This window comes from Halonotius sp. GCM10025705 (assembly GCF_042662885.1).
In the GTDB taxonomy this organism is placed as follows: domain Archaea; phylum Halobacteriota; class Halobacteria; order Halobacteriales; family Haloferacaceae; genus Halonotius; species Halonotius aquaticus.
Window position 1 is genome coordinate 196,376 of record NZ_JBHSZD010000001.1, and the last position, 12,900, is coordinate 209,275.

Sequence of the window (12,900 nt, forward strand, 5' to 3'; positions counted from 1 at the left end):
TCCGTACAGCGGCTATGCCACCCCGAGCAGTTGTTGTTGATGACTCCGCGTTTCAGCGGACGGTCGTCTCCGAGGCGATCGACGACCACGTCGAGATCGTCGGTACCGCCGAAAACGGCCGTGAGGCGATCAAGGTCTTTGCTGAGACCGAGCCGGATCTGCTGACGATGGATATCATGATGCCGAAACTCAACGGGATCGAGGCGCTTTCGGCGATCAAAGACCGGTCGCCGTCGACGACCGTTGTCATGGTCACCAGCGTCTCCCAGACCGAGAAGATGCGACAGGCCGCGAAAGCCGGTGCCGACGGCTACGTGACAAAACCCTTCGAGGGCCCGGAGCTAACCGCCGAACTCGACGACGCACTCGATGGATCGTTGGCCGGCTGAGTCACAATCGTTCCAGCCCGCCGGCAGGCGTCGTTGACGGGCGGATCGTGGGGCTTTTTAAGCCGCCTGACGTACGCCGAGCCATGCGAAACGCGAAAATCGTCTGTACGCTCGGGCCAGCCTCCAGCGACACGGAGACAATTCGTGCGCTGAACGAGGCGGGAATGTCCGTTGCCCGGCTCAACGCGAGCCACGGTTCGACGGAGCACCGAGCGACAGTTATCGACCGCGTCCGGGAGGTCGACGCCGAGGGCGACCGCTCGCTTGCGCTGATGGTCGATCTCAAAGGGCCGGAAGTGCGAACCGCCGAGATCGACGGTCACGTCGAACTCGAAGCGGGCTCGGAGGTCGTCTTCGCGCCGGGCGATACCGCGACCCCCGAGCGGGTCGGCCTCTCGGTATCGATCAAAGGCGTCGGCGAAGGCGACCGGATCCTGCTGGACGACGGCCGGATCGAAGCCACCGTCACCAACGTCGACGGCGAGGAGGTCACCGCCAAGATCGCCAACGGCGGCAAGCTCCAAAGTCGAAAGGGCGTCAACATCCCGGGTGTCGACCTCGATATCAATCTCATCACCCCCGGCGACAAAGAGGAGCTCAAACTCGCCGCCGACAAGGAGGCCGACTTCGTCGCCGCTGCTTCGTCCGCGACGGCGAGGACGTGTATGCCATCGCCGACAAACTCGAAGAGTTTGGCGCGGACATCCCTGTCGTTGCCAAGATCGAACGCGCCGGCGCGGTCGAAAACCTCGATTCGATCATCAGCGCGGCCGACGGCGTCATGGTCGCCCGCGGCGATCTCGGGGTTGAGTGCCCGCTTGAGGATATCCCGATGATCCAGAAACGGATTATCAAGAAATGCGTCGACAACGGCGTGCCGGTCATCACGGCAACCGAGATGCTGGACTCGATGATCGGCAACCGGCGGCCGACGCGAGCGGAGGCCTCCGACGTTGCCAACGCCGTGCTCGATGGCACCGACGCGGTCATGCTCTCCGGGGAAACTGCTATCGGCGATCACCCGGTTCGAGTCGTCGAGACGATGGCCAACATCGTCAGCCGCGTCGAGTCAACCGACGAGTACGCCGAAACTGTCGAACAGCGCGTCCCTGCCGCCAGTGATCGCTCCCGCACCGAACCGCTGGCGCGGTCGGCCCGCTATCTCGCCCGTGATATCGGTGCGGCCGCCATCGTCGCCGCCAGCGAATCCGGCTACACTGCCCGGAAGGCCGCGAAGTTCCGACCACCAGTACCCGTCGTCGCCACCACGCCGAACGATCGGGTGCGTCGCCAACTCGCCTTGGTCTGGGGCGTCACCCCGCAGTATCACCAGTACGAAGCGGACGCCGACACCATCCTCGAAAGCAGCGTCCAGGCGGCGATCAGTGCTGGGGCGGCGAAAAGCGGCGAGACCGTTGTCGCCATCTCCGGGCTGTTCTCGGAGGTCGAAGGGGCCAACACAACCAACATGCTGAAAGTCCACATCGCCGCCGAGAAGGTCGCCAGCGGCAAATCCATCACCGGTGGCCGAGCGTCGGGCCCGCTGGCGCGGATCACCGACGGCGACCTCTCGACTGTTCCCGAGGGCGCGATTCTCTCGCTTTCGGCTGATTTCGACGGCGAGTTCACCGGCGATGTCACACAGATCGCCGGTATCATCGACAGCCGCGGCGGGCTCACCGGCTACCCCGCCGTCGTCGCCCGCGAGTTGGGGATTCCGATGCTCAGCGATGCCACCGTTCCGGACTCAATCGCTGACGGCGAGACGATCAGCATCGATGCCGAACGCGGGATCGTCTTCGACGGCGACGTGCTGCAGTCGACGCCGCGCTAACACCGTCGATCACCACGCCGGTACTGTCACCGTTGAGACAAGGGTTATTATTCTCCCACCCGTTGTCACGGTATGGCCGATCCCGTCGACAGCGATGTCGAGTCTCCAGCCGACGACGACAGCGAGTGGCGGTTTTCGATCGATGCTGTCGGCCCCGATGCTGAGGACGATCCCGACGACACCATCATCGAACCCGAATCGATCTCACTGGAGCATGCAACCTTCGTCGTGCTTGGCGTGTTGTTGACGCTTGGTGTCGTCGTCACCGGCCTGTAAGACTGTCATCGCCTGTATTCGGTGCGTGCTGGTGGCGTCCACGTGGCCGTGTTCAAGGGTTAAATCCGTTGAACACATATGGGGTGTATGGTCGTGTTGATCACGGAGTTCATCAGCCCGGAGGCGGTGCCGCTACTGTTGGTGACCGCCGGGTTGTTGCTCTCGCTGGCGGAGGCCCTCGCGCCGGGTGCGAACTTCGTTGTCGTCGGCATCGGGCTCCTCGGCGCGGGGCTGGTCGGATTGTTGTTCCCGTTTCTCGGGCCGTTTGCGCTCGGCTTGTTCGTGCTGTTGTTCGGGATTATCGCCTTCTACGTCTACCACGAACTCGATCTCTACGGCGGGAAGGGCCAAGCCCAGACGAGTGACTCCGAGACGCTGCAGGGGATGACCGGCCGGGTCACCGAACGGGTCACTCCTACTGGCGGCGAGGTCAAACTCCAGGGCGGCGGCTTCAACCCCTTTTACTCGGCGCGGTCGATGGACGGCGAGATCCCTGAAGGCGCGGATGTGATGGTGATTGACCCCGGCGGCGGCAACGTCGTCACCGTTGAATCGCTCGAAACCATCGAGGATGACATTGACCGGCAGTTGGCTGCGGGCCGCGAAGAGGGTGTGCAGGATGAGTCCGCCGCGGCGGCGTTTGCGGCTGAACACGCCGACAGCGCGGCTGCCACAGAGACCGACGCTGAGCGGTAATCCTCCCAGATAGGGCCACGAAGCCAACCCTTATTGGGGTCTCAACCTAACGTCATGTTATGGATCCGCTTGTCCTCCAACTGCAGTTGACGACCCTTGCTGTCGGGCTGTTGTTCCTGACAGTCGTCGCTGTGACGATCTGGCAGACCGTCGAGATCGTCGATGCCTACGAGAAAGAGGCGCTCACGGTCTTCGGCGAGTACCGGAAGCTGCTTGAACCGGGGTTCAACCTTATTCCGCCGTTTGTCTCCCGCACCTACGCGTTCGATATGCGTACCCAAACGCTGGACGTGCCGCGACAAGAGGCGATCACCCGGGACAACTCACCCGTCACCGCCGACGCCGTCGTCTACATCAAAGTGATGGACGCGAAGAAGGCGTTCCTCGAAGTGGACAACTACAAGAAGGCGGTCTCCAACCTCGCCCAGACAACGCTGCGGGCCGTGCTGGGCGATATGGAACTTGACGACACACTCAACAAACGCCAAGAGATCAACTCGAAGATCCGCAAAGAACTCGACGAACCCACCGACGAGTGGGGGATTCGCGTCGAGAGCGTCGAGGTGCGTGAGGTCAACCCATCGAAGGATGTCCAGCAGGCGATGGAGCAACAGACCTCCGCGGAGCGTCGCCGCCGTGCGATGATTCTTGAAGCACAGGGAGAACGCCGCAGTGCCGTCGAAACCGCCGAGGGTGACAAACAAAGCGACATCATCCGCGCCCAGGGTGAGAAACAAAGTCAGATCCTCGAAGCACAGGGTGATGCGATCTCGACTGTCCTGCGTGCGAAATCCGCCGAGGCGATGGGCGAACGCGCGATCATCGAACGCGGCATGGAGAGCCTCGAACGCATCGGCCAAGGCGAGTCCTCGACGTTCATCCTCCCGCAGGAGCTCACCTCGCTGGTTGGCCGCTACGGCAAGACGCTCACCGGCAGCGATGTGCAGGAAACCGAGGGCCTCGAAGGCAAGGAGTTCGACGCCGAGACGCGCAAGATGCTCGGCCTCGACGATATCGACGAGATCCTCGGCGAGATCGATCAGGCCGCCGAGATGGATATCGAACAGCTCGAACAGGAGGCCGAACAGATCAAATCCGGCGAGGCTGACATCGCTGGCGGCGAGGCCGATGTTGGCGAGCCGGATATTCCGGAGCCGGATCTCGATGAACCGGTCGACGACGAGGAACTCGTCACCGAAGAAGAGACCGAGTAGCGGTCGCCGCTGACTGTTTTGATTTTGCGTTGTATCGCAAGCGACGGTTCGCCCGCAGGTTTATTACGATATCTTACGTCCTATTACACATGCCGATCAGCATCGATCAGTTTGATGAGGAGCCCGCGGACGTACTCGACATACAGGAAGGCACCCAACCGCATCGGGTTCTTCGCTTCCTTGCGACGAACAGCGAGCAGGCGTTTACGCAGACGGAGATTCACGAGGCGACGGGGATCAAACGCGGCAGCGTCGGCGCGGTGTTGTCCCGGCTGGACGACCGCGGGCTCGTTCGCCATCGCGGTCGGTACTGGGCTCTTGGTGAGGACGATCGGCTTGCATCCTACGCGGCCCAGACACAGGCGAGTTCGGCGTCAACGACCGACGACTACTACGGCGAGGAGTAACCATGGATTACGAGCGTGGCGTCGTCGTGAAAGGCCCAGATCTGTTTGGCGACGCCGACTACCGCCCCTACGTTTGTCTGAGCGACGATAGCCATCCGTTCAGCGATGAGGAAGCCCTCTACGCAGCGATCACGACGACCCAGCGTGAGGCTGCGGTGCGGCTCACTGACCGTGACTTCGCAACTGGTGGCCTCCCCAGAGATAGCTACGTCAACCCGTGGACGGTCGTCTCGATCCGTCACGCCGACATCGACCGAGCAGAAGGCCGCCTCATCGATGCAATGAGTGAGCAAATCGCCACCGAAGCGGCTGGCTATCTCGGTGTTCGGTAGACTGGCTCAGAAGCACTCGGGATATAATCGTGCAGCGAGCAGTTCGATCCCATCGATCAGTTTGGGGCTCGGCTGATTCAGCAGTGAGTCGTCGACAACGTGGACTTCAGCATCTAGTGACCACCCGCGCTCTTGCAGTCGATCAGCGGACACGCTGTCGCCGGTGCCACAGATATGCAACACAGCGTGGTCGGGGTCGGTCTCGGCGACAGCCTCATGATCGACCTCCTGTGAGCGATCACCCGGGTCGACGAAGGGGTAGCGACCACCCGCGGCGTCGACCGCATCGGGCACCCAGTTGCCGGCGGCCATCGGCGGGTCTGACCACTCCTCGCAGTAGACGACCGGCTCGTCGTCGCTACCGACGGTTTCGGCAACAGCGTCGAGTCGCTGTCGGCAGTCGGCGACCAACTGCTCGCCGGCGTCGTCGACACCGGCAGCCGCGGCTGTGATTTGAAGCCCGCCAGCACCGCATCAAGTCGGCTCGGCTCGTGGTGATGGACGCGATGGCCGCGTTCCTGTAGCGCATCGCGGATCTCTCGTTGGAGGCCGTCGCTGGTACAGACGAGATCAGGATCGAGGTCGGCGACCATTTCGTAATCGGGGTTCAGCCAGCCGCCGACTGTTGGCCGGTCGAGTTCGCAGTGTGCGGTGACACCAACGACACGATCGGCGACGCCGAGGGCTGCAAGCGTGGCCGTCGCGCTCGGCGCCAGCGAGACGATCCGCGGCTGTTCCATACCCTCGTTGGGAGTGGTGGTTTCAAAATATGCTCGCTTTGTGAGTCGCTGCCATCCGTCGGACTCATATTGTGTTTCTGATACCAAACTATCAGGGTCATTCACCCAAATTCGGCCGGTAGCGATGCTGTCGCAAAACAATACCACACTGCTTAAGTATCGGTCTGTCATTGTGTAGGAGACGATAGCTCCCCCGTTCGTCATCTCGCAGGGGGCCCCAGACAATGAGTGATCAAACCTTTACCAAGACGACCGATCGATCGCCCTCCAGAGAGCGGCAGCGTGGTACCGAGTCGACAACCGAAACCGAGGACGAACAAGCCGGTCTGCGGTGTCCCGAGTGCAGCGGCAACGTCATCACCGACGACGAACACGGCGAAACTGTCTGTGACGACTGCGGGCTCGTCATCACCGAAGACTCCGTCGACCGCGGTCCCGAGTGGCGGGCCTTCGATAGCGCCGAAAAAGACCAGAAGTCCCGCGTTGGCGCGCCGACAACGAACACGATGCACGACAAGGGCCTGTCGACCAACATCGACTGGCGAAACAAGGACGCCTACGGCCGTTCGCTGGGCGCCCGACAACGCCAGAAGATGCAGCGGCTCCGCAAATGGAACGAGCGGTTCCGCACCCGCGACAGCAAGGAGCGCAACCTCAAACAGGCCCTCGGCGAGATCGACCGGATGGCGTCGGCGGTCGGCCTCCCCGACAACGTCCGTGAGACGGCGTCGGTCATCTACCGGCGCGCACTCGACGAGGATCTGCTGCCGGGTCGCTCAATCGAGGGCGTCTCGACCTCCTGTGTGTACGCCGCCGCGCGGATGGCCGGCGTTCCCCGGAGCCTCGATGAGATCGCTGACGTATCGCGAGTTGAGAAAAGCGAGATTGCCCGTACCTACCGCTACGTCGTCCGGGAACTTTCGCTTGAGGTGCGGCCCGCCGATCCCGAGCAGTACGTCCCGCGGTTTGCCTCCTCGCTGGAGCTTTCCGAGGAGTCCGAAATGCGAGCGAAACAGCTGCTGAAAAACGCCAAAGAGCAGGGCGTCCACAGCGGCAAATCGCCGGTTGGGCTGGCTGCCGCCGCGGTGTATGCGGCCGCGCTCCTGACGAACGAAAAGACGACCCAAGCCGCGGTTTCGGAGGTTGCTGATATCTCCGAGGTTACGATCCGCAACCGGTATCACGAGCTGCTGGAAGCCGAAGAAGAGATGCTGGTCTGAGCGGTCGGTCGTCCCGATCAGCGGTCGGTCGTCAGTGCTGTGATTGCTGGTGTGCTGTTTTTCAGTTTTGACGAGCGCATCGAGTGATCTTGTTACGGTGCAACCGTGAGATACGTTCTGTCGAGGTGGTCGCCGATGCTATCGACGATCTCGGGATCGTCGCTCCAGAAGCCATAAAACTGGTTTGGCGCCTGCTCGGTCGCCAGCAACGCCGTTTTGTAGCTGTCATCGCCGTTGCCATCGAAGACGACAAACCACGACTCGCCGATCTCGGTGGTCGCTTCGGTGTGATGGGTAAGCCCATCAATTTCGACAGGCTCGCCCGGCATAGCGAAGGTGTGGATATCTAGCGACTGTGCGGCCAGTCGCTCATAACGGTCGGCCTGCTCGGTGAGTTTCGTGGGTTCCTGAAAGCCGGCGAGGAGACGGCCGCCGCCGACGCGGAGCGCGCGATCCTCGATCTCATGGGAGATGGTCACCATCTCGGCTTTGTCATAGGAGGTAAACGTCGTCTCCTTGAGATGCTGGAGGATCTCATGGTAGTCGGTGTCGTCGATCCCGATTCCTGTCTCGCGAAGGCCGCCACCGGCCAGTAGCTCCTGGAGCTGTGTAACCGGTACCGAGGCTAACACCTCGCCGTTGAGCCGGAGGACGGCGACGTTTTCGGGCTCGCCGGAATGTGTCTGTTTGCCCGTGACAGTGACGTTCTGTGTCGAAAAGTAGTCCCTGAGGTCGGTGATGAGTGTGCTGCCGGCTGACGGATTGAAGACCACGAGGGTCTTCTCCTTGTCTTTAACATATGTGATAACGTCTGCCAGGGACATATCGATACTCCACCGCCCGCAAGTAAATAGATTGCTCTCAGCGTGGGTCGTGGCTTGCGAACATATGTCAAGCTAATATGCATATCACTTATTATCTTCTCGCCCGAAGTTTACGGGTATGACACGCTCACGCGACCGGGTCGTGGAAACAGACGCGGAGAACCGGGCTACAACCACAGACGAGAAGCCGGGGGAGTCGTCGTCGGTTGCGTGGCGTGATCTCTCCACGAAAGCAGCTACCGATCCTGCGTCGTCGCCGGCTGCCGATACGACGGTTGTGGCCGAGCCGACGGTCACCGACCGGATTCGGTCGCATGCGGGGTCGGCGTTGACCATCGAGACCGACAGGCTAACGGCTACGCTGGTCGGCGTGCCGAAGGTGTCGATCGCGGATCTCGTCTACAGCCACCATCGCGATGCGGTCGCCGATACGGGGGCGGTACACCACTGTGCTATGTTCGATATCGAAAACACCAGTGGTGAGCGACTCCACTGGCTGAGCCGTCGTACCACGTTCATCGGCAGCGACGGCTACACCTACGACCGAGCCCCTATCGCGCTGAACTCCGCGGAGCTGGCGCCGGGCTGTCACACCAACCATGTTGTGATCGAACCGCGGTGCAGTGCGCGCGTGATCACACCGGTCGAACAGTTACCGCAGGGGGTCGACGTGGCGAAGGTGATCCACACCGTCGCGCTGACGAACGCGCCGAACCAGCGACTAACATACACGCTGTAGCACGGCGTTGCCCAGCGCGATGCTGTTGTGGCCGTCCCATTCTTAGCCACTGATCTCCAGTTTTGGATCGTCAGCGACGTGGCTACTCGCTGCGACCGCTGTCGGCTGTGGTGTCGACCGCATCGCTGTCGGCGGTGGGTGTGTCAGCGGTATCCTCGCCCGCGTCGTCGCTGCCGGTCATAATCTCGAAGCGCGCGCCGCCGGTCGCACTTTCGGTGAGGGCAATCTCCCAATCGTGGGCTGCAACGATCTCCGAGACGATGCTTAGCCCGAAGCCGGTGCCGCTGCGGTTTGTCGTGTAGCCGGATTCGAACACGTCATCCCGCTTCTCGGCCGGGATGCCCGGGCCGTCGTCTTCGATATAGAATCCGGCCTCGGTGTCGAGTGTCCCGATCCGGATCGTCACGTCGCTTCCCCCGTGTTCGATCGCGTTCCGAAACAGATTTTCCAACAGCTGTTGGAGCCGATCGGGATCGGCCTCGACGGTGAGGTCGTCGTCGACGACGAACGTGGCCGCTTTCCCTTCGACCATCGCCCAGCAGTTCTCGCCGATGGCTGCCAGCGAGACAGGCTCAAGTTCGTCGATTTCTTGACCCTCTCGTGCCAACACGAGCAGGTCGTCGATCAGCGACTCCATTCGCTGTAAGGTTCGACTGAGTGTCTCGGCGGCGGTGTCGATGGTTTCCAGTGTGTCAGGGGTGAGGGGTTCGTAGCGGCCGTCGTCAGTTTGTGCCGCTGTCAGCAGCTCGTGGATGATCTCACTGTTGCCTTGGGCGACGTTCAGGGGGTTTCGGAGGTCATGCGAGACCATGCCGGTGAACTGTTCGAGCCGTTCGTTTTGGGCTTCGAGCTGCCGGCGGTAGCGTTCTTGGGCGGTTACGTCGGTCAATACCAGGAGCCTGCCGAGTTGGACGCGGCTCGCGCTGAAGGGATTCGTTGTCGATTGGAAGTACCGCGTTTCGCCGTCGATCTCCAGTTCGATCACCGCCTCGTTGTTGGGGCACTGCGACAGCGTCGGTACCACGGTGGCAAGCTCCTCGCCCAGCCCGTCTTTGAGGGCCGGAAACAGCTCGGCGGCCCGGCGGTTGTAATCTCTGACCTCGTCGTCGTCGCCGAGGACGACCACCGGGCTGTCGTACTGGCCGGCCAGCTGGATCGTCTCGAAGCGGTCGGTGTAGACGAACAGCACGCCAACCGCGAAGGCCGCGACGCCGAGTGCGGAGTAGGACATATCGATAACGTTCGGGCTGATCGAGCCAAGAATATCGAGGGCGACCGGTAGGGCCGTCAGCCCGACGAGCCCGACGAACGGGCGGGTGTCGTAATCGACCTGTGCGAACAGCTCGAAGAGCATGAAGATGCCCACCGTCGCCAGCGCGTAGGCCAATCCCATCGCCAGCCAGTGTAGCGTGCCGTGATCGATCATCAGGTGGATAAACGGCGTTGTCGTCGGCGTTGCGGTGAAATACAGCCCGTGGATCGGGTTGGTGACCTTGATCGACACGATCACCAGATAGACGGCGATGGCGATCCGCCGGTAGGTCGGGTTATCGTGCAGCGAGCGGCCGGTGTAGGCCGAACAGAAGTATAGCCAGGGGCCAACCGTGCTCAGCCCGACGACAAGGCCGGCGATATAGAAGCCATACTGGAGGCTCAGCGTCGGCGCGGCGAGATAGCCGACCTGTAGGGCGGCCCACACGCCGCTGATGGCGACGAGCGCGACCAGCCCGTTGCGGGTGTCATCGGCCGCGTTGATCGCCCGCGCTCGCGGGATCGCAGCAAAACAGACGACAGCGGCGAGGCTGAATGCGAGCACGTACACCGAAAACGTGGGGGTCGGGAGCCCCGAACCGGCCAGCAGGCTCCCGCCTGCTCCAAGCAACTGAATCATCAAGATGGGCAGCAGAGGTGGACGGCGAAAATAAGCATAGCGGTCATCGTTCGGCCGGTGTTGACGGCGGCGGTTGGTGTCGGTCGTTAGCTCGCCTGCTGTTCGTCAAGCCACTCGTTGTACTCGGCTTGGTCGACGACCTCGATCGTGAAGTACATCTGGGAGTGGGCGACGCCACAGTATTCAGTACAGTAGCCCTGATACGTCCCCGTCTCGCTGACGTTCGTTTTGATGTAGTTCGTCTGATCCGGGATGGCATCGGATTTCATCCCCAGCTCCGGCACGTGGAAGCCATGGATCACGTCCCGCGAGCTTACGTTGACATAGATGTCCTGATTCGCCGGGACGACGATTGTCGGCCCCTCACCGGCCCCGCTGACCGTCACATCCTGCTCAGGGTAGGTCATATCCCAGCCCCACTGGTAGGCTTGGGCTTGGATCAGCACGTCGTTTTCGTCGGGGGCGACCTCTTCTTCGCCGCCGGTGAACTCGACGCTGTCGTCGGCCATCACGCCGTAGGAGGCAACCCCGACAAACAGGAGGATGACCGCCGTCGCGACCGTCCAGGTGATCTCAAGCCGCCGGTTCTCCTTGGTCTCCTTTGGCTCGTCGTTGCTCTTGAACTTGAGGACAGCATACAGCAGAATCCCTTCGACTAACAGCGTGATCGGGATCGCAACGATCAGGAGTTGCTCGTTGAGCCCATAGATCAACTCCGCCGAGGTCGATTGGGCGGCAACTGGGTCGGCAAGCAGTGTCACCAACACTGCTGCGACCGTCGAGACCGCCGCGAGACGCCTTGCGTTCATCGTTGTCCCCTGTTGGTGTGGCGTGTGTAAATACCTGCTGACTCCACAGTATCGGCTCCCCGTTGGGCCGCCGGATAGCGTGAATCCGGACGCATATATACGTCGATACCCAACCCTCCTGTAGTGAGTTCCAGCGTTCGCCTTCCGGATCGGGTGCCGCTCCTCTTGGCGGCGACAACGATGGGCGTGTATCTGCTCCTCGTTGTCGGCGTGGCGACGGCGTTGACCGACGCCGCCGCGGCCTGTACGGCCTGGCCAGCCTGTGGCTCCGGCTGGTCGCTGCCAGCGACCCTCGATGGCTGGGTTGCCTTCGGCCACCGAATTGTCGCCGTTGTCGTCGGGTTCGGCGTTCTCGCGTCGGCGGTGGCGGTCGTCCGCACCGACGCCGCTCGCCGCGTCAAACTCGCGGTCGCCGTCGCGATCTTCGCCTATCCAGCCCAGGCTGGACTGGGCGCGGTTGTGGCAACGACCGGCGGTACCGACCGCATCTCGGCGATCCACCTGCTGGCTGGCGTGACGATCTTCGGGGGCTTGTTGGCTGCCCTCACGTGGTGGCTGGAAGCCGAAACCGGCGACCCAGACGATGTGCCGAGTGGGCCACCGGAGCCATCTGAACCGCTCGATCCTGAGAGTCGCCCACCGGTGCCGACCGATCCGGTCGAGCGGACGAAAGCGACGCTGTTTGCGTACTTTCGGCTGATGAAGCCACGGCTGATGTGGCTGCTGTGTCTCGTTGCGGCGGCGGCGATGGCACTGGCCGGCGGCCCGGGGCTGACGCCCTACACGGTCGGGGCGACCCTCGCTGGCGGCGCGTTGGCGATCGGTGCCTCGGGGACGTTCAACCACATTCTCGAACGCGACGTGGATCGACGGATGGCCCGTACCAGCGATCGCCCGCTGGCGACGGATCTGGTACCGCTCCGCAACGCCGTCGCCTTCGGGCTGGCGTTGACGACGCTGTCGATCGCCCTCTTTGCGACGGTGAATCTGTTGACAGCCGCCCTCGGCGTCGTCGCCATTCTGTTTTACAGCGTGATCTACACGCTGATCCTAAAACCAAACACCGTCCAAAACACCGTTCTCGGTGGTGCGGCCGGCGCGCTGCCGGCGTTGATCGGCTGGGCGGCGGTCACCGGCTCGATCGGCGTTGGTGGCCTGTTGCTTGCGGCGTTCATCTTCTGTTGGACGCCGGCGCACTTCTACAGTCTCGCCTTGGCCTACAAGGATGACTACGAGCGCGGCGGGTTCCCGATGCTGCCGGTTGTCTACGGTGAAACCGCAACGCGGCGACACATCCTGTGGTACTTCGGGGCAACGCTGATCGCCGGCGCGGCGTTGGCCGCTGCTGATGTCCTCGGCTGGATCTACGTCGCTGTCGCCGTCGGCTTCGGCGCGCTGTTCCTCTGGTTTGTCATCCGCCTGCACTACGAACAGACCGAGGCGGCGGCGTTCCGGTCGTTCCACGCCTCGAATGCCTATCTTGGCACCGTCCTGTTGGCCATCGTCGTCGAGGGCTTGGTGCTGTAGCC

The 12,900-nt window shown here is 62.4% G+C and carries 12 protein-coding genes and 2 pseudogenes; 10 read left to right on the top strand and 4 right to left on the bottom strand.

The features are described from left to right. The first annotated feature begins 14 nt into the window (after window positions 1-14). The 7 genes and pseudogenes from ACFQJB_RS01190 to ACFQJB_RS01220 all read left to right on the top strand — a co-directional run bounded on the left by ACFQJB_RS01190 (window position 15) and on the right by ACFQJB_RS01220 (window position 5,148). The gene (locus ACFQJB_RS01190; protein WP_120101227.1) at window positions 15-389 is read left to right on the top strand and encodes a response regulator; all 375 of its coding nucleotides are present in this window, start codon (window positions 15-17) and stop codon (window positions 387-389) included. An 83-nt stretch (window positions 390-472) separates the two neighbouring features. After that, a pseudogene (gene pyk / locus ACFQJB_RS01195) lies at window positions 473-2,223 on the top strand (pyruvate kinase). A gap of 72 nt (window positions 2,224-2,295) precedes the next feature. After that, window positions 2,296-2,499, top strand: coding sequence for a DUF7312 domain-containing protein (locus tag ACFQJB_RS01200; RefSeq protein WP_379723001.1), 204 nt, complete (start codon window positions 2,296-2,298; stop codon window positions 2,497-2,499). 87 nt (window positions 2,500-2,586) lie between these two features. Continuing rightward, on the top strand, window positions 2,587-3,195 hold the full coding sequence (locus ACFQJB_RS01205; protein ID WP_120101233.1) for an NfeD family protein: 609 nt from the start codon (window positions 2,587-2,589) through the stop codon (window positions 3,193-3,195). Window positions 3,196-3,254: 59 nt separating this feature from the next. After that, window positions 3,255-4,409 (top strand): SPFH domain-containing protein, encoded by a 1,155-nt coding sequence (locus ACFQJB_RS01210; protein ID WP_379723004.1) that lies wholly within the window; start codon window positions 3,255-3,257, stop codon window positions 4,407-4,409. Window positions 4,410-4,498: 89 nt separating this feature from the next. Next, a complete protein-coding gene (locus ACFQJB_RS01215) occupies window positions 4,499-4,816 on the top strand; it encodes a MarR family transcriptional regulator (protein WP_379723007.1) in 318 nt (105 codons plus the stop codon). A gap of 2 nt (window positions 4,817-4,818) precedes the next feature. After that, window positions 4,819-5,148 carry a hypothetical protein gene (locus ACFQJB_RS01220; protein WP_379723010.1) on the top strand — a complete coding sequence of 110 codons (330 nt, stop codon included), beginning with the start codon at window positions 4,819-4,821 and terminating at the stop codon, window positions 5,146-5,148. A 6-nt stretch (window positions 5,149-5,154) separates the two neighbouring features. On the opposite strand, the pseudogene ACFQJB_RS01225 reads toward ACFQJB_RS01220, so the two are convergent. Next, window positions 5,155-5,888 (bottom strand): annotated as a pseudogene (locus ACFQJB_RS01225) (cobalamin-binding protein). Window positions 5,889-6,112: 224 nt separating this feature from the next. On the opposite strand from ACFQJB_RS01225, the gene ACFQJB_RS01230 reads away from it, so the two are divergent. After that, window positions 6,113-7,108 (top strand): transcription initiation factor IIB, encoded by a 996-nt coding sequence (locus ACFQJB_RS01230; protein ID WP_120101238.1) that lies wholly within the window; start codon window positions 6,113-6,115, stop codon window positions 7,106-7,108. A 92-nt stretch (window positions 7,109-7,200) separates the two neighbouring features. Here the strand turns inward: ACFQJB_RS01230 and ACFQJB_RS01235 are convergent, their stop codons facing one another. Continuing rightward, the gene (locus ACFQJB_RS01235; RefSeq protein WP_379723013.1) at window positions 7,201-7,932 is read right to left on the bottom strand and encodes a DICT sensory domain-containing protein; all 732 of its coding nucleotides are present in this window, start codon (window positions 7,930-7,932) and stop codon (window positions 7,201-7,203) included. 118 nt (window positions 7,933-8,050) lie between these two features. On the opposite strand from ACFQJB_RS01235, the gene ACFQJB_RS01240 reads away from it, so the two are divergent. After that, window positions 8,051-8,671: a hypothetical protein gene (locus ACFQJB_RS01240; protein WP_379723016.1), complete on the top strand. Its 621-nt coding sequence runs from the start codon at window positions 8,051-8,053 to the stop codon at window positions 8,669-8,671. 82 nt (window positions 8,672-8,753) lie between these two features. Here ACFQJB_RS01240 and ACFQJB_RS01245 read toward each other — a convergent pair whose 3' ends face one another. Together ACFQJB_RS01245 and coxB are read right to left on the bottom strand one after the other, a co-directional pair. Next, entirely contained in the window at window positions 8,754-10,562 is a 1,809-nt protein-coding gene (locus ACFQJB_RS01245; RefSeq protein WP_379723019.1) for an ATP-binding protein, read from the bottom strand. A gap of 86 nt (window positions 10,563-10,648) precedes the next feature. Beyond that, entirely contained in the window at window positions 10,649-11,371 is a 723-nt protein-coding gene (coxB, locus tag ACFQJB_RS01250; RefSeq protein WP_120101249.1) for a cytochrome c oxidase subunit II, read from the bottom strand. A gap of 180 nt (window positions 11,372-11,551) precedes the next feature. Between coxB and ACFQJB_RS01255 the strand changes: the two genes are divergently transcribed. Further along, on the top strand, window positions 11,552-12,898 hold the full coding sequence (locus ACFQJB_RS01255) for a heme o synthase (RefSeq protein WP_379727916.1): 1,347 nt from the start codon (window positions 11,552-11,554) through the stop codon (window positions 12,896-12,898). The last annotated feature ends 2 nt before the right edge of the window (window positions 12,899-12,900 follow it).